The organism is Arenimonas maotaiensis, assembly GCF_014638745.1.
Classification (GTDB): Bacteria; Pseudomonadota; Gammaproteobacteria; order Xanthomonadales; family Xanthomonadaceae; genus Arenimonas; species Arenimonas maotaiensis.
On sequence record NZ_BMFO01000001.1, the window covers coordinates 666,213 to 681,719 of the forward strand.

Genomic DNA, 15,507 nt, shown 5'->3' on the forward strand with positions numbered 1-15,507 from the left:
AGCCGGCGTTTTTGGGGCGCGAAACGGGGCGCAGGCTTATTTCCACTCGCCCATCGCGGCTAGGCCGTTGTCCTTGGCGCGGGCATAGACCGTCTTCTGCGCTTCGGCGACGTTGTTGACGATGTCCTTGGCCCAGATCTTCAGGGCCGCCGACTGCATGGCGCGGCCGTAGCTGAAGCTCAGCGGCCACGGGTTGTTCTCGAAGGTGTTCATCTCGTTCAGGTGCTCGGTGGCCAGCTCATCGGATTGGCCGCCGGACAGGAACACGATGCCCGGCAGGTTGGCCGGCACGGTGGCCTTCAGGCAATGCACGGTCTGGGCCGCCACTTCCTCGACGTCGGCCTGCTCTTCGCAGTCCTTGCCCGACAGCACCATGCTGGCCTTCAGGATCACGCCTTCGATCAGCACGTTCTGCTCGAACAGCTGCTGGAACAGCTCGCGCAGGGTCGCTTCGGTCACGTCATAGCAGGTGTCGATGTCATGGTCGCCGTCCATGATGATTTCCGGCTCGACCATCGGCACGATGCCGGCTTCCTGGCACAGCGCGGCGTAGCGGGCCAGCGCGTGCATGTTGGCGTCGATGCAGGTCTTGGACGGCATGTCTTCGCCGATGTTGATGACCGCGCGCCATTTGGCGAACTTGGCGCCGAGGGCGGCATATTCCTTCAGGCGGTCGCGCAGGCCGTCCAGGCCTTCGGTGACCACTTCGCCCGGGAAGCCGGCCAGCGGCACAGTGCCCTTGTCGACCTTGATGCCCGGCAGGATGCCGTTTTCCATCATCAGCTGGGTGAACGGCTTGCCGTCCTTGGTCTTCTGGCGCAGGGTCTCGTCGAACAGGATGGCGCCGGAGATGTAGTCGCCCAGACCCGGGGTGGTCAGCAGCATCTCGCGGTAGGCACGGCGGTTCTCCTCGGTGCACTCCACGCCGACGCTGTCGAAACGCTTCTTGATGGTGGCGTTGGATTCGTCGATGGCGATGATGCCTTTGCCGCGGGCCACCATGGCCAAGGCGATTTCGGGGAGTTGGTCGATGCTCATGGGGACGGTCCTGGTCGGTTGAGGTGGCGGTATTATACCCGATAGCCTGCCCCGGACCGGCGTCGCGCCGGACGCGCCGGCTTGCTAGAATCGTCCGAAATCCGCGTCCCGGGAGACCGAACCGCATGCGCCGTACCGCCTTTACGCTTTGCCTGATGCTGGGCGCCTGCAGCGCCCCGACACCGCCCGCACCGGCCGAAGCGCCCGCTTCGCCACCGGACGCACGCACGGAGCCGGCCCCGGCGGCCGATTTCGCGGCCTATCCGGCCGATGCCCCCTATACCGGCCCGGCCGCCGCGCTATCGCCGCGCACTGCCTTGGCGCGCGAATACCGAAGCCGGTTCAGCGAGGCCTTGGCCGGCGAGCCGGTGTTCGCCGGCGAATACATCCTGGTGCAGTGGGGCTGCGGCACCGCCTGCGTCGAACAGGCGTTCGTCAGCAAGCGCAGCGGCAAGGTGCTGGAAACCCGCTTCGGCGGCGGCTACGGCCCTTGGGTGCAGGGCCTGCGCCTGGACAGCCGTTTGCTGACGGTGGAAGGTCCGGTGATGGACGCCGCGCTCAAGCAGACCGGCTACCGGACCTGGGAATACGTGCTGGAGGACGGCAAACTGGTGCCGCTGCAGGACTACGCCAGCACGCCCTCGACCGACAACGACAACAACCTGTATTACCGGGGCAATCCCGGCGGCTGAGCCGAAGCGGCCTACAGTTCGCCCAGCCCCTCGGTGTTGCCGCCCTCACCCACCGCCAGCAGACGCAGGGTGTTGGTGGCGCCGTGTTGCTCCATGTGGTCGCCGCTGGTGATCAGCACGCGGTCGCCGGCGGCCAGGTGGCCCTGCATGAACAGCTGTTTGATGGCCTTGCGCGCGGCCACGCGCATCGATTGGCCGTCGCTGTCGAAATCGACCGGCACCACGTCGCGCATCAGCGCCATGCGCCGGCGCGCGTAGCCGAAACGCGACAGGCCGAACAGCGGCACGTTGGCGCGGTAGCGCGACAGGTAGCGGGCGGTACCGCCGGATTCGGTCAGCGCGATGATGCCGCGCAGACGGGTATGCTCGGCGATGAACATCGCCGACATCGCGATGGCCTGGTCGACGCGTTCCAGGTCGCGCGGGGCGGCCTCGAAATCGGTATCGTGCTTGAACTGGCGCTCGGCGCCCAGGCAGATGCGCGCCATGGCCTCGACCGCCTTGACCGGATAGGCCCCGGATGCGGTTTCGGCCGAGAGCATGACCGCGTCGGTGCCGTCGATCACCGAGTTAGCCACGTCCAGCACCTCGGCGCGGGTCGGAATCGGATTGTCGACCATCGACTGCAGCATTTGCGTGGCGGTGATCACCACCTTGTTGCATTCCAGCGCGGTGCGGATGATGCGTTTCTGTAGGCCCGGCAGCTCGGCGTCGCCGATCTCCACGCCCAGGTCGCCGCGCGCCACCATCACCACATCGCTGGCCTGGGTGATCTCCACCAGACGCTCGATGGCTTCGGCGCGCTCGATCTTGGCCACGATGTGCGCGTAGGAGCCGTGGCTGCGCGCGATGGCGCGCGCGAGCTCGATGTCGGCGGCGCTGCGGCAGAACGAGACGGCGAGGAAGTCGACGTCGAGCTGCGCGGCGATGGCGATGTGCGCCTTGTCCTGCTCGGACAGGGCGTCCAGCGACAGGCCGCCGCCGAGGCGGTTCAGGCCCTTGCGGTTGGACAGCGCGCCGCCGGCCTGCACCTCGGTGACGATGGCGTCGCCTTCGATGGCCTTGACCGTCAGCGCGACCAGGCCGTCGTCGAGCAACAGGGTGTCACCCGGACGGACGTCGTTGACCAGTCCCAGATAGCTGACGCCGATCTGCGTTTCATCGCCGAGCGGTGCGTCGGCCCGGCAGATCAGCCGGAATTCGCTGCCGGTGGCGAGCTGCACCTTGCCGTCGGCGAATTTCTCGATGCGGATCTTCGGGCCCTGCAGATCGGCCAGTACACCGACCTCGCGGCCCAGACCGGCGGCGATCTCGCGCACCCGGGCCACGCGCTCGGCATGCTGCTCGGGCGTGCCGTGCGAGAAATTCAGCCGCACCACGTTGACGCCGGCCTCGATGATCTGCGCCAGCACCCCGGGCGCGTCGGTGGTCGGACCGAGGGTGGCGAGGATCTTGGTGCGGCGGAAATTCGGACTCATTGTGCGTATACTCGGCTCTGATTTTACGTTCGGATGCGCCGGAAATCATGCCCGACTTCCCTTCGGCACAGCATATCAGGGACAGGCTTGCCGCACTACCGGAGTTCCCGGTGCTGGAAAGCGGGCGCATACGCTTGCGCGGACTGCGCGAGGACGACGTCGCCGGCCTGTACCGGCTGTTCTCGGACCCGCGGGTGATGCGTTATTGGAGCCGCGGCCCGATGACGGAACATGCCGAAGCGGTCGACTACGCGAAGCGCATCCTCGACGGATTCGCGCAGCGCACGGTGTTGAATTGGATCGTCGCCGACCCGGCGACGGACGCGATGCTCGGCACCTGCACCCTGTACGAAATCAATCCGGCGCACGCCCGCGCGGGGCTCGGCTATGCGCTGATGCCGGACCACTGGGGCAACGGCCTAGCGGGCGAAGCGGCCACGCTGGCGATCAGCTACGGGTTTCTCGAGCTCGGCCTGCACCGCATCGAAGCCGATACCGAGCCGAACAACCGGCGCTCGAACGCGGTGCTCGATAAACTGGGATTCCGGCGCGAAGGACTTCTGCGGCAACGCTTCCACCATCCGGACGGCATCCAGGACTCCCTGGTGTTCGGCCTGCTGAAGCCGGAGTGGCTGGCCTATCTGAGCACGCAGGGCTATCGATTCGGCGCCGATTAAGCGCCGCGCGCCGCCAAGGCCGCGACCGCCGGCAGCTCTTTCCCCTCCAGGAACTCGAGGAACGCGCCGCCGCCGGTGGAGATGTAGCCGACCTCGGCTTCGATGCCGAACTTGTCGACCGCCGCCAGGGTATCGCCGCCGCCGGCGATGGAGAACGCCGTGGAGCGCGCGATGGCCTTGGCCAACGCCTCGGTGCCTTTGGCAAAGGCGTCGAATTCGAACACGCCGACCGGGCCGTTCCAGACCACGGTGCCGGCCTGTTCGACCATCGTCGCATAACGGGCGGCGGTCTGCGGGCCGATGTCGAGGATCAGGTCGTCGTCGGCCACCTCGGCGGCGGCTTTCACCGTCGCCTCGGCGTCGGCGGCGAACGCTTTCGCCACCACCACGTCGGACGGCACCGGAATGTCGGCACCGCGGGCCTTGGCGTCGGCCAGGATGGCCTTGGCGGTATCGATCAGATCGGGTTCGTACAGGGACTTGCCGACCGGCAGGCCGACCGCGGCCATGAAGGTGTTGGCGATGCCGCCGCCGACGATCAGCTGATCGACCTTGCCGACCAGGTTCGACAGCAGCTCGAGCTTGGTGGAGACCTTGGAACCAGCCACGATCGCCGTCAGCGGCCGCTGCGGCGCTTGCAGCGCCTTGGCCAAGGCGTCCAGCTCGGCCATCAGCAACGGACCGCCGCAGGCCACCTTGGCGGCGCGGATGGCGCCGTGGGTGCTGGCCTGGGCACGGTGCGCGGTGCCGAAGGCGTCCATCACGTACACATCGCACAAATCGGCCATCCGGCGCGAGAGGGCCTCGTCGTCCGCGGCTTCGCCGACGTTCATCCGGCAGTTCTCCAGCAGAACCAGCTCGCCCGGCTGCACGGCCACGCCGTCCAGCCAGTCGCGTTTCAACGGCACCGGAACGCCTAGCAGCTCGGATAGCCGCGCGGCCACCGGCGCCAGCGAATCGGCCTCGCTCCAGACGCCTTCCTTCGGCCGGCCCAGATGCGAGGTGACCATCACCGCCGCGCCCTTCTCCAACGCCAGACGCAGGGTCGGCAGGGCCGCCTTGATGCGCTGCTCGGAAGTGATGCGGCCGTCCTTGACCGGCACGTTGAGATCCTCACGGATCAGGACGCGCTTGCCGCGCAGATCGAGGTCGGACATCCGGATGACGGCCATGGCGTGACTCCTGTCGGTAAATGCGGCTATTGTCGCGTTTCCGGCCGGTTTTCTCAATCGTTTGACTTGAATCAAGGCCGCCCCGGGCGGGGCCGTTTAGGATTTCCCCCATGAGCCTGAGCACCGTCTTCGATCCCGAATTGATCCGCCGTTACGACGGCGTCGGTCCGCGGTACACCTCGTACCCGACGGCGCCGCATTTCAACAACCGTTTCGGCGCGCCGGAACTGGTCAAGGCCATCAAGGAAAGCAACGAAGACCCGATCCCGCGCTCGCTGTCGCTGTACGCGCACATCCCGTTCTGCTTCAGCCCCTGCTTCTACTGCGGCTGCAACCGCATCATCACCCGCGACGCCGACAAGAAGCAGGCCTATCTGGAGACCCTGCTCAAGGAGATCCGCCTGCTGGCGCCGCTGTTCGACCGCGACCGCGAGGTGGTGCAGCTGCACCTGGGCGGCGGCACGCCGAACTCGCTGACCGGCGCCCAGCTATCCGAGCTGATGGCCGAGTTCCGCCGCAACTTCCATTTCGCGCCGGAGCGCGAACGCGACTTCTCGATCGAAATCGATCCGCGCACGGTCGACGCCGCCGACATCGGCACCCTGCGCGAGATCGGCTTCAACCGCGTCAGCCTCGGCATCCAGGATTTCGACCCGCAGGTGCAGCAGGCCATCAACCGGCTGCAGGACACCGACCGCATCCGCACCATCCTCGACGCCTGCCGGCGGCACGGTTTCCAATCGGTCAACTTCGACCTGATCTACGGCCTGCCGATGCAGAACACCGAAACCTTCGCCGCGACCCTGGACACCGTCGCCGGCATGCGCCCGGACCGCATCGCGCTGTACAGCTACGCGCACATGCCCGAGCTGTTCAAGGCCCAGAACAAGATCAACGTGGTCACCCTGCCGGACCCGGAACGCAAGCTGGCGCTGTTCCAGCTGGCGGTGGAACGCCTGATCGGCGAGGGCTACGTCTACATCGGCATGGACCATTTCGCCCTGCCCAGCGACGAGCTCAGCCGCGCCCAGGACAGCGGCGACCTGCACCGCAACTTCATGGGCTACACCACGCGCAAACAGACCGACCTGGTCGGCTTCGGCGTCAGCGCCATCAGCCAGATCGCCGACTGCTACGCCCAGAACGCCAAGGACCTGCCGACCTGGACGGCGCATATCGAGTCCGGGCGGCCGGCGACGGTGAAGGGCCTGCGCACCCATGCCGACGACCGCATACGGGCCGAAGTGATCCAAGCCATCATGTGCCAGGGGCGGGTCGATTTCGCCGAATTCGAACAACGCTTCGGCATCGTGTTCCGCGACTATTTCGCCGCCGAACTGGACGGCCTGCCCGCCCTGGCCGAGGACGGCCTGCTGGCGCTCGAAGACCGTGGCCTGCGGGTGTTGCCGCGCGGCCGTCTGCTGTTGCGGGTGATTGCCGCCCGCTTCGACGCCTATCTACCGAAAAAGCCGGTGCAGCAGATTCCGCTGTCGAAGGTGCTGTGATTCGCTAAAGCCCCGGCGCTGTGCGAAAATATCGCGTTTTCCGCGTGAAGCCGACCGCATGCCGCCCATTCCCGCCGCCCCGATATCCGATGCCGTCGCCGCGCTCAAGGCCGGGCGTCTGGTCGCGATTCCGACCGAAACCGTGTACGGACTGGCGGCCGATGCCTGCAACCCGGACGCCGTGCGCGCGGTGTTCGCGCTGAAAGGCCGCCCGGCGGACCACCCGTTGATCGTGCACATCGGCGGCGCCGAGCGGATCGACGATTGGGCGGTCGAGGTACCGCAGGCGGCGCGGGAACTGGCGGAACGCTTCTGGCCCGGCCCGTTGACCCTGATCCTGAAAAAGCGCGCGGACGTGCCGGATGCGGTCACCGGCGGTCAGGACACCGTCGGCCTGCGTTGCCCGGACAATGCCCTGACGCTTGCGCTCTTGCGCGAGTTCGGCGGCGGCTTGGCGGCGCCCTCGGCCAACCGCTTCGGCCGCATCTCACCGACCGACGCAGCGCACGTGCACGAAGAGTTCGGTGACGCCACCCCCTTGGTGCTCGACGGCGGCCCCTGCCAAGTCGGCATCGAAAGCACCATCGTCGACCTGAGCCGGAGCCCGGCGCGCATCCTACGTCACGGCCACATCAGCCGCGAACAATTGTTGCCGTTCCTGCCCGACCTGCAATCCGGCGTCGATTCCGGCAGCCCGCGCGTCTCCGGCAACCTGGAGGCGCATTACGCGCCGCGTACGCCGATGCGGCTGGCGGACTGGGTCGGCATCGAAGCCGCATCGGGAAGCGGCGCCGGCCTGCTGGTTTTGGGCGCCTTGCCGGCCGGCGGACGCGGCCTTGCCCTGCCGGACGATCCGCAGGCCTACGCCCACGGCCTGTATGCCGCACTGCGCGCCTTGGACGCGATGGACGTTTCGGAAATCGTGGTCGAACGGCCGCCGCAAGACGCGGAGTGGCTAGCGATCAACGACCGTCTGCGCCGGGCCGTGACCGGCTCAGGCGGCTAGAAGCTGTATCCGAACAAATCGATGTCGGCGCGGAAATGCGCCGCGACCAGGTCGCGGAGACCGTCGTCGTAGAAGTCGCGGTAGCTGGTCGGCGCGGTATTGTTCAGATGCGGCAACTCCGCATCGAGACCGAGGTCTTCGGCGACCTTGCGGAATCCTTCGGCCAGGGACTCGAAACGGATGATCGCGTCCATGCGCAACTCGCCGCGGTCGTCCTTCAGCCACTCGACCTGCGGCAGGAAATGCTGAGGCCGGTTGTAATACCTCGGGTCCCTGGGCTCGGCGAGCGTGCAACGCAGCCAATCCCCGAACGCGATGAAGTCCTGCGAGCGCGGCAGGCGCATGCTCTCCGGCTGGGTCTTTATCCGGTGCTTGTAGTGGGAAACCATCTTGTCCCAGGGATTGCGCACGACCGTGAACTTGTACGCAGAATCCCATTTCCCGCGGCCGATGGCGGCGATGACCTCCTTGGCGGTGAGATGCTTGCGGAACGGCTTGCCGATGATGTGGACGATGCTCGTGCCGGCGGTCTTGTTGATGTGGATGAACACGTAGTCGCGGACCGGCCCCTTGCGCAGCGGGGAATTGAACCGAAGCCCGATTTTGTTCTTGTATTTCTCGATGAAGGCGATTTTCATACAAAAACTCCTGGTCGGATCTTGCCTGACCGGCCGGCGGATGCGGAGAAGCCCGCCGGCGGCGGGCTCCCCTCAGGCGAACGCCGGAAGCCGTTACTTGGCGTTCATCAGCGCGACGGTCATGTCGAGCATGCGGTTCGAGAAGCCCCACTCGTTGTCGTACCAAGAGCAGACCTTCACCAGCGTGCCGCCCATGACCTGGGTCAGGGTGCTGTCGTACACCGAGCTGTTCGAGTTGTGGTTGAAGTCGATCGACACCAGCGGCTTGGTGTTGTAGCCCAGCACGCCCTTCAACGGGCCTTCGGAGGCGGCCTTCAGCACCGCATCGATCTCTTCCTTGCTGGTCTCGCGGGCGGCCACGAACGACAGGTCGACGACCGAGACGTTGATGGTCGGCACGCGCATGGAGAAGCCGGTCAGCTTGCCGTTCAATTCCGGCAGCACCAAGCCGACTGCGGCGGCGGCGCCGGTCTTGGTCGGAATCTGGCTCATGGTGGCGCTACGGGCGCGGCGCAGGTCGGAGTGGTAGACGTCGGTCAGCACCTGGTCGTTGGTGTAGGCGTGGATGGTAGTCATCAGGCCGTGCACGATGCCGATCTTCTCGTGCAGCGCCATGGCCAGCGGCGCCAGGCAGTTGGTGGTGCAGGAGGCGTTGGAGATGACGGTGTGCTCAGCTTTCAGCAAGTGGTGGTTGACGCCGTACACGAAGGTGCCGTCCACGTCCTTGTCGCCCGGCGCCGAGATGATCACCTTCTTGGCGCCGCCGGCGAGGTGCGCCGAGGCCTTGGCCTTGGAGGCGAACAGACCGGTGCATTCCAGCACCACGTCGACGTCGTGGCTGCCCCAAGGGATGTCGGCGGGATTGCGCACCGAGTAGACCTTGATGCGGTCGCCGTTGACCACCAGGTCGCCGCCTTCGGCGGTGACGGTGCCCGGGAACTTGCCGTGCGCGGTGTCGTACTGGGTCAGGTGCGCGTTGGTCTCGGCATCGCCGAGGTCGTTGATGGCGACCACCTGGATTTCATCGGTGCGGCCGGATTCGTAGAGCGCACGGAGCACATTGCGGCCGATGCGGCCATAGCCATTGATGGCGACTTTGATGGTCATACTCACTCCCGGTGGTCGGTTAAAACGCCATTTTACCAAATCGCCCGGGGTTCCGGGCCAAAGCCGGCCGCTTTGGCTTAACATAGCGGAAACCCTTGACGCCGCATTCATGGATCCGCAGATGACCGCCCTCGCCGCCCTGTTCTTTGCCGTGGCGGTGCTGTATTCCTCGGTCGGCCACGCCGGCGCCAGCGGCTATCTGGCGGCCATGGCCCTGCTCGGCTTCGCGCCGGAGCAGATGCGCCCGACCGCCTTGACGCTCAATATCCTGGTCGGCGGCATCGGATTGGTGCGCTTCCACCGCGCCGGACTGGTGCCTTGGCGCAAGGTGTTGCCGTTCGTCAGCGCTTCGGTGCCGATGGCGTATCTGGCGGCGCAATGGCAGGTGCCGAGAGAGACCTACGGCATGCTCTTGGGCGGCCTGCTCGCCGCGGCGGCGCTGGCGGCTTGGCGCAGCGGCGAGCGTCTTGCCGAAGTCGGCGAAATCCCCGTCAGTCGGCCGGTGCCTTGGCCGGCCGCGCTGCTGGCCGGCGCCCTGATCGGCGGCCTGTCCGGCATCACCGGCACCGGCGGCGCGATTTTCCTGACCCCGCTGTTGTTGGCCATGGCGTGGGCGCATACGCGCGAAGCCTCGGGGCTGTCGGTGGCTTTCGTCTGGCTGAACTCGCTGGCGGCGGTATTCGGCCTGCTGCGCAGTAGCCAGTCGTTCCCGGACGCCTTGCCGATCTGGTTGGCCGCGGCGGCATTGGGCGCCGTGCTCGGCACGCAACTCGGCATCCACCGCTGGCCGGTGCACCGCTTGCGCAAGAGTCTGGCCGTGGTGCTGCTGATCGCCTCGGCGAAATTGCTTTTCGGCTAGGCATTCCCTACATTGTCCAGATGCGCTATCTCCTTTACGCCGACCAAAACTATGCGTTCCAGATCCTGCGCCCGCTGCAAAGCGAAATCCTGGCGCGCGGCGGCGAGGCGGCCTGGTTACTTGCCGGAAACTCAGTTTCGGCGCGGCACATCCGGGACGGGGAAATCCTGCTCGATGGCGCCGCCCGGGCCGTTGAATGGAAGCCTGACGCCGTGTTGGTACCCGGCAACATGGCTCCGGCGTTCCTGCCGGGTATCAAGGTCGGCGTCTTTCACGGCTTCAATGTGGCAAAAAGCACGCGAGGACAGGCGCGCGGACATTTCAATATCCGGGACTGCTTCGATCTGTATTGCACGCAAGGGCCCAACACCACGGAGCCTTTCCGTCGGCTAGCCGCGGAACGCGGCCATTTCGAGGTGGTCGAGACCGGATGGGCCACGCTGGACCCGCTGTTCAGCGGATCGCCGCCGGCGCGGCCGGACGACCGCCCGCGCATCATGCTTTGCTCCACGTTCACCAAATCCCTGAGCTGCGCGCCACGCCTGTTGGATACGGTCCGGCGCCTGAGCCGCACCGGCCGCTGGCATTGGACGGTACAGTTCCATCCGAAGATGGACAGACGGATATGCGAAGCCTATCGGGCGTTGCAGGGCGATCATCTGGAGTACGTCGATACCGACGACATCATCCCCTATCTGCGGCGGGCGGATGCAATGGTCTGCGATACGTCCTCGGTGATGTACATGTTCATGGCCCAGAACCGTCCGGTGGTGACGTTCCGGAACAACAGCGCGGGAGAACGCGCGCATCTGCTGGACGTGCGGGATCCGTCGGCGCTGGAGTCCGCCGTCGAGACGGCGCTGACGCGTCCCGCTGGGCTCATGCGGAACATCGACGCCTGGCTTGCGAAGACCCACCCCTATCGCGACGGCCGCTCGGCGGCGCGCGTGATCGACGCCGTGGAGGCGTTCCGCGCCGTGCCGCCCGCGCTCCGGCCGAAACCGTTCAATCTGCTCAGGAACCTGAAGGAGCGCGCCAAGCTCGGCTATTGGTGGCCCTGAGCCGCGCCGCGGAATGCCGTCCGGCGTGACTGCGGTCCTCAGCGCTGGCGGCTTGCCGCCGCCACCACCGCATCGACGGTGATGCCGAAATGCCTATACAGGTCTTCGGCCGGTGCCGACGCGCCGAAGGAATCCATGCCGATCACCGCGCCGTCGAGGCCGACGTACTTGTACCAGAAGTCGCGGGTGCCGGCTTCCACCGCCACGCGCCGGCGGCAGGCCGGCGGCAGCACCGCGTCGCGGTAGGCGGCGTCCTGACGGTCGAAGACGGTCGTGCTCGGCATCGACACCACGCGCGCGGACACGCCGTGTTCCGCGAGGCGCTTGGCGGCCTGCACGGCCAACTCCACTTCCGAGCCGGTGGCGATCAGCACGGCGTCGCAGACGCCCGGCTTGGCTTCGAACAGCACATAGCCGCCGCGCGCGATGTCGGCGAGCTGTTGCGCGCCGCGCGGCTGGTGCGCCAAGTTCTGTCGACTGAACACCAGGCAGCTCGGGCCGCCGCGGCGTTTCAGCGCCTCGGACCAGGCCACCGCCGATTCGACCGCGTCGCAGGGACGCCAGACCTCGTTGTTCGGGATGTAACGCAGCGAGGCCAGATGCTCGACCGGCTGGTGCGTCGGGCCGTCTTCGCCGAGCCCTATGGAGTCGTGGGTGAACACGTGGATGGCGTTGGCCGGAATCAGCGCCGACATGCGCAAGGCGTTGCGCGAGTAATCAGAGAACACCAGGAAGGTCGCGTCGTACGGCAGGAAGCCGCCGTGCAGGGCCAGGCCGTTGGCGATCGCGCTCATGCCGAATTCGCGCACGCCGTAATACACGTAGTTGGCGTCGGCGTCGCCGCTGGTGGCCGACTTCGAACCCTTCCACAGCGTCAGGTTGGAGTGCGCCAGGTCGGCCGAACCGCCGATCAGTTCCGGCAGATGCGGCGCGAACGCTTCGATGGCCATCTGCGAGGCCTTGCGCGAGGCGACTACCGGTCCTTCGGCCTGCAGTTTGGCGATGTAGGCTTCGGCGACGGCATCGAAATCCGCCGGCAAGCGGCCCTTGCTGCGGCGCACCAGTTCGTCGGCCAGTTGCGGGTACAGTTCAGCGTAGCGGTCGAACAGCCGGTTCCAGGCGTCCTCGCGCACCGTACCGGTGTTATTGGCGCGCCATCCGTCGTACACGGCGGCGGGAATATCGAACGGCGCATGCGGCCAGTTCAGGCGCTCGCGGGTCAAGGCGACCTCGTCTTTGCCCAATGGCGCGCCATGCACGCTTTCCTTGCCCTGTTTGTTGGGCGAACCGAACCCGATGGTGGTGCGGCAGCAGATCAGGGTCGGCCGTGCGGTTTCGGCCTTGGCGGTGCGGATGGCCTGGTCGATCTCGACCGGATCATGGCCGTTGACGTGGCGGATGACCTGCCAACCGTAAGCCTCGAAGCGCGCGGCGGTGTCGTCGGTGAACCAGCCATCGGTGTTGCCGTCGATCGAGATGCGGTTGTCGTCCCAGAAGCAGACCAGCTTGCCCAGGCCCCAGGTACCGGCCAACGAGGCCGCTTCGTGCGAAACGCCTTCCATCAGGCAGCCGTCGCCCAGGAACACCCAGGTCATGTGGTCGACGATGTCGAACTCGGGCCGGTTGAAGCGCTGCGCCAGCAGCTTTTCGGCCAGGGCCATGCCGACCGCGTTGGCCAAGCCCTGGCCGAGCGGGCCGGTGGTGGTTTCCACGCCGGGGGTTTCGGCGGCCTCCGGATGGCCGGCAGTGCGCGAATGCAGCTGGCGGAAACGCTTCAGCTCCTCGATCGGCAGATCGTAGCCGGACAGGTGCAATAGCGCGTAATGCAGCATCGAGCCATGGCCGTTGGACAGCACGAAACGGTCGCGGTTGAACCAGCGCGGATTGCCCGGATTGTGCGTGTAGTGGTCGTTCCAGAGCACTTCGGCGATGTCGGCCATGCCCATCGGCATGCCCGGATGACCGGACTTGGCGGCTTCCACGGCGTCGACGGCGAGGAAACGGATGGCATTGGCCAGTTCGGTGCGGGAAGCGCTCATGGACACGGTCTCGGTCGGCGGGGTTGCGCTATTTTACCCGAAAGCCGCCAGCCTCCCACGGAAACGGAAAAGGCCGCTTGCGCGGCCTTTTCCACGGTTCAAGCGCCGTTGGGACTCAGTTGCGGTCGGCGCGTTCGATCATCGGCACCGCCGGCGCGCTCGGCACATAGGCCGGGGCCACGGTGCGCGGCGCCGGCTTGATGATGCGCGGGGTCACGAAAATCAGCAGCTCGGCCTTCTCCTGGCTGCGGTCGGACTTCTTGAACAGCGCGCCCAAGAACGGGATGTCGCCCAAGAACGGCACCTTGCTGACGTCGTCGCGGTTCTTGAACTCGTACACGCCGCCGATGACCACGGTCTGGCCATCGTCGACCAGCACCGCGGTGCTGACTTCGCGCTTCTGGATCTGCGGGATGTCGCCGGTCGGGGTCGACAGGAAATCCTTGATCTCGTCCTTCTTGACGCCCATGTCCAGGAACACGCGGCCGTCCTGGGTGATGGTCGGGGTGACCTTCAGCTCCAGCAGCACTTCCTTGAACTGCACGGTGGCCTGCGGCACGGTAGTGGTGCCGGTGGCCTGCGTGGTCACGTAGCCGACCTCGTCGCCCTGGCGGATGACCGCCGCTTTCTGGTTCGAGGTGATCACGCGCGGGTTGGAGATCACTTCGCCGCGGCCCTTGGTCTCCATGGCCTGCAGTTCGATGTCCAACGAGGTGTTGCGGCCGAGGATGCTGAAGTTCAGGATGCCGGCCGGATTGGTCAGACCCAGGCTGCTGTTGAAGCCGGAATCGCGGCTGACGCCGGGGTTCGTGCCATCGACCGGGTAGCGGTCGTTGATGCCGAAGCGCGCGCCCAGCTCGCGACCGAAGGAATCCTGCGCGACCACGATACGGGCTTCGATCATGACTTGGTCGACCGCGCGGTCGAGCGTGGCCAGCAGCTGCTTCACTTCCGCCACTTTCTTCGGGATGTCGATCACCAGCAGGGTGTTGGTGCGGGCGTCGAAGCTGACACTGCCGCGCGGCGACAGGAAGCCGCGTTGCTGCTGGCCTGTGGTGCCGCCACCGCCGGTGCCGGACTTGCTGTCTTCGGTCAGCAGCTTGGCGATGGCTTCGGCGTTGCCGTAGTTGATCGGGATGTATTCGGTCACCGTCTCTTCGCGGTTCTCGATGGCGATGCGGGCGTCTTCCTTGGCCTGCTCGTACTGGGCGAGTTCGGCCTGCGGGCCGACCCAGATCACGTTGCCGTCACGGCGTTTGTCGAGGCCTTTGGCGCGCAGCACGATTTCCAGCGCCTGGTCCCAGGGCACGTTGACCAGACGCAGGGTCACGTTGCCGCCGACCGAATCGGCCGCGACCACATTGAGGTTGGATTCCTCGGCGATCAGCTGCAGCACGGTGCGCACCGGCACGTCCTGGAAGTTGAAGGTGACTGGGCGGCCGGTATAGGCCGTGGTCTTGCGGCCGTTGCCGGTCGCGCCGATGCGGGCGGCATCGCCGCCGGGAGCGGCGGCCATGGCTTTCGGGCTGATCTCGATCACATATTCGTTGCCGGTCTGGTAGGCCATCAGGTCGGCCTTGCCTTTGGTGTTGAGCACCAGGCGGGTCTTGCCGCCCACGTTGCGGGCGTCGACGTTCAGCACCGGCGTGGCGTAGCCGGCCACGTCCATCTTGCGCTGCAGGTCGGCGGGCAGACTGGCGTTGCCGATGTCGACCACCACTTCGGAGCCGGACTCCTTGACGTCGGCGGCCGCGCCGGCGCCGTCGAAACGCACCACCAGGCGGCCGGAGCCGTTGTCGGCGCGCTTGAAGTCGATGCCGGCGACCGAGACGGCCTGGGCCGCGGACGCCTTGGCTTCGATGGTCAGCACCAGCGCGTTGCCCATGGCCTGCGTGCGGTAGCCGGCGTCCTTGGCCAGTTCGACCACAACCCGGGTGCGGCCGTCGGCTTCGACGGTGTTGACCGACTTGGCCAGAGCCGAGTCGACCGCGAGACGGCGTTGGGCGAAGGCGTTGGCGGTGTCCGGCAGGTCGATGGCGATGCGCGGCGGATTGCCGGTGCTGAACGCCTTGATCTCACCGACCGGCTGCTCGAACTGCAGCGTAATCGCGGTGCGGCCGTCGGCCTGGGCGCTGGCCTTGACGTCCTTCAGCACGTTGGCGGCCGCGGCCTGTTGCGCGAGCAGTAGGCAAAGCGCCGCGCCGAACAGACTGGCCGTCATGCGCGCGCCTTTCA

The 15,507-nt window shown here is 66.6% G+C and carries 13 protein-coding genes; 6 read left to right on the forward strand and 7 right to left on the reverse strand.

Going from position 1 to position 15,507, the window contains the following annotated elements; genetic code table 11:
- Window positions 1–36: 36 nt before the first annotated feature.
- On the reverse strand, window positions 37–1,038 hold the full coding sequence (locus tag IEV56_RS03240) for a class I fructose-bisphosphate aldolase (protein ID WP_188447662.1): 1,002 nt from the start codon (window positions 1,036–1,038) through the stop codon (window positions 37–39).
- A 125-nt stretch (window positions 1,039–1,163) separates the two neighbouring features.
- Here IEV56_RS03240 and IEV56_RS03245 point away from each other — a divergent pair, with 125 nt between their 5' ends.
- A complete protein-coding gene (locus IEV56_RS03245; RefSeq protein ID WP_188447664.1) occupies window positions 1,164–1,730 on the forward strand; it encodes a hypothetical protein in 567 nt (188 codons plus the stop codon).
- Window positions 1,731–1,741: 11 nt separating this feature from the next.
- Here the strand turns inward: IEV56_RS03245 and pyk are convergent, their stop codons facing one another.
- Window positions 1,742–3,208 carry a pyruvate kinase gene (gene pyk / locus IEV56_RS03250; RefSeq protein ID WP_188447666.1) on the reverse strand — a complete coding sequence of 489 codons (1,467 nt, stop codon included), beginning with the start codon at window positions 3,206–3,208 and terminating at the stop codon, window positions 1,742–1,744.
- A 134-nt stretch (window positions 3,209–3,342) separates the two neighbouring features.
- On the opposite strand from pyk, the gene IEV56_RS03255 reads away from it, so the two are divergent.
- Window positions 3,343–3,885, forward strand: a complete 543-nt coding sequence (locus IEV56_RS03255) for a GNAT family N-acetyltransferase (protein WP_188447668.1) — start codon at window positions 3,343–3,345, stop codon at window positions 3,883–3,885.
- Here the strand turns inward: IEV56_RS03255 and IEV56_RS03260 are convergent.
- Window positions 3,882–5,057 carry a phosphoglycerate kinase gene (locus IEV56_RS03260; protein ID WP_188447670.1) on the reverse strand — a complete coding sequence of 392 codons (1,176 nt, stop codon included), beginning with the start codon at window positions 5,055–5,057 and terminating at the stop codon, window positions 3,882–3,884. The two genes, IEV56_RS03255 and IEV56_RS03260, sit on opposite strands and share 4 nt — an antisense overlap.
- Window positions 5,058–5,167: 110 nt before the next feature.
- Here IEV56_RS03260 and hemN point away from each other — a divergent pair, with 110 nt between their 5' ends.
- Window positions 5,168–6,562, forward strand: coding sequence for an oxygen-independent coproporphyrinogen III oxidase (hemN, locus tag IEV56_RS03265; RefSeq protein WP_188447671.1), 1,395 nt, complete (start codon window positions 5,168–5,170; stop codon window positions 6,560–6,562).
- 58 nt (window positions 6,563–6,620) lie between these two features.
- Complete coding sequence (locus IEV56_RS03270) at window positions 6,621–7,568, forward strand: L-threonylcarbamoyladenylate synthase (protein ID WP_188447673.1); 948 nt, start codon at window positions 6,621–6,623, stop codon at window positions 7,566–7,568.
- Here the strand turns inward: IEV56_RS03270 and IEV56_RS03275 are convergent.
- Window positions 7,565–8,206: a sulfotransferase family 2 domain-containing protein gene (locus tag IEV56_RS03275; RefSeq protein WP_188447675.1), complete on the reverse strand. Its 642-nt coding sequence runs from the start codon at window positions 8,204–8,206 to the stop codon at window positions 7,565–7,567. The genes IEV56_RS03270 and IEV56_RS03275 overlap by 4 nt on opposite strands.
- A gap of 93 nt (window positions 8,207–8,299) precedes the next feature.
- Window positions 8,300–9,313: a type I glyceraldehyde-3-phosphate dehydrogenase gene (gene gap / locus IEV56_RS03280; protein WP_188447677.1), complete on the reverse strand. Its 1,014-nt coding sequence runs from the start codon at window positions 9,311–9,313 to the stop codon at window positions 8,300–8,302.
- 121 nt (window positions 9,314–9,434) lie between these two features.
- Here gap and IEV56_RS03285 point away from each other — a divergent pair, with 121 nt between their 5' ends.
- Entirely contained in the window at window positions 9,435–10,172 is a 738-nt protein-coding gene (locus IEV56_RS03285; protein ID WP_188447680.1) for a sulfite exporter TauE/SafE family protein, read from the forward strand.
- 20 nt (window positions 10,173–10,192) lie between these two features.
- Window positions 10,193–11,233: a CDP-glycerol glycerophosphotransferase family protein gene (locus tag IEV56_RS03290; protein ID WP_188447682.1), complete on the forward strand. Its 1,041-nt coding sequence runs from the start codon at window positions 10,193–10,195 to the stop codon at window positions 11,231–11,233.
- Between the two features lie 38 nt (window positions 11,234–11,271).
- On the opposite strand, the gene tkt is transcribed toward IEV56_RS03290, so the two are convergent.
- Both tkt and IEV56_RS03300 read right to left on the reverse strand, forming a co-directional pair.
- Entirely contained in the window at window positions 11,272–13,272 is a 2,001-nt protein-coding gene (gene tkt / locus IEV56_RS03295) for a transketolase (RefSeq protein WP_188447684.1), read from the reverse strand.
- Between the two features lie 115 nt (window positions 13,273–13,387).
- On the reverse strand, window positions 13,388–15,493 hold the full coding sequence (locus IEV56_RS03300) for a type IV pilus secretin PilQ (protein WP_188447686.1): 2,106 nt from the start codon (window positions 15,491–15,493) through the stop codon (window positions 13,388–13,390).
- Between the last annotated feature and the right edge of the window lie 14 nt (window positions 15,494–15,507).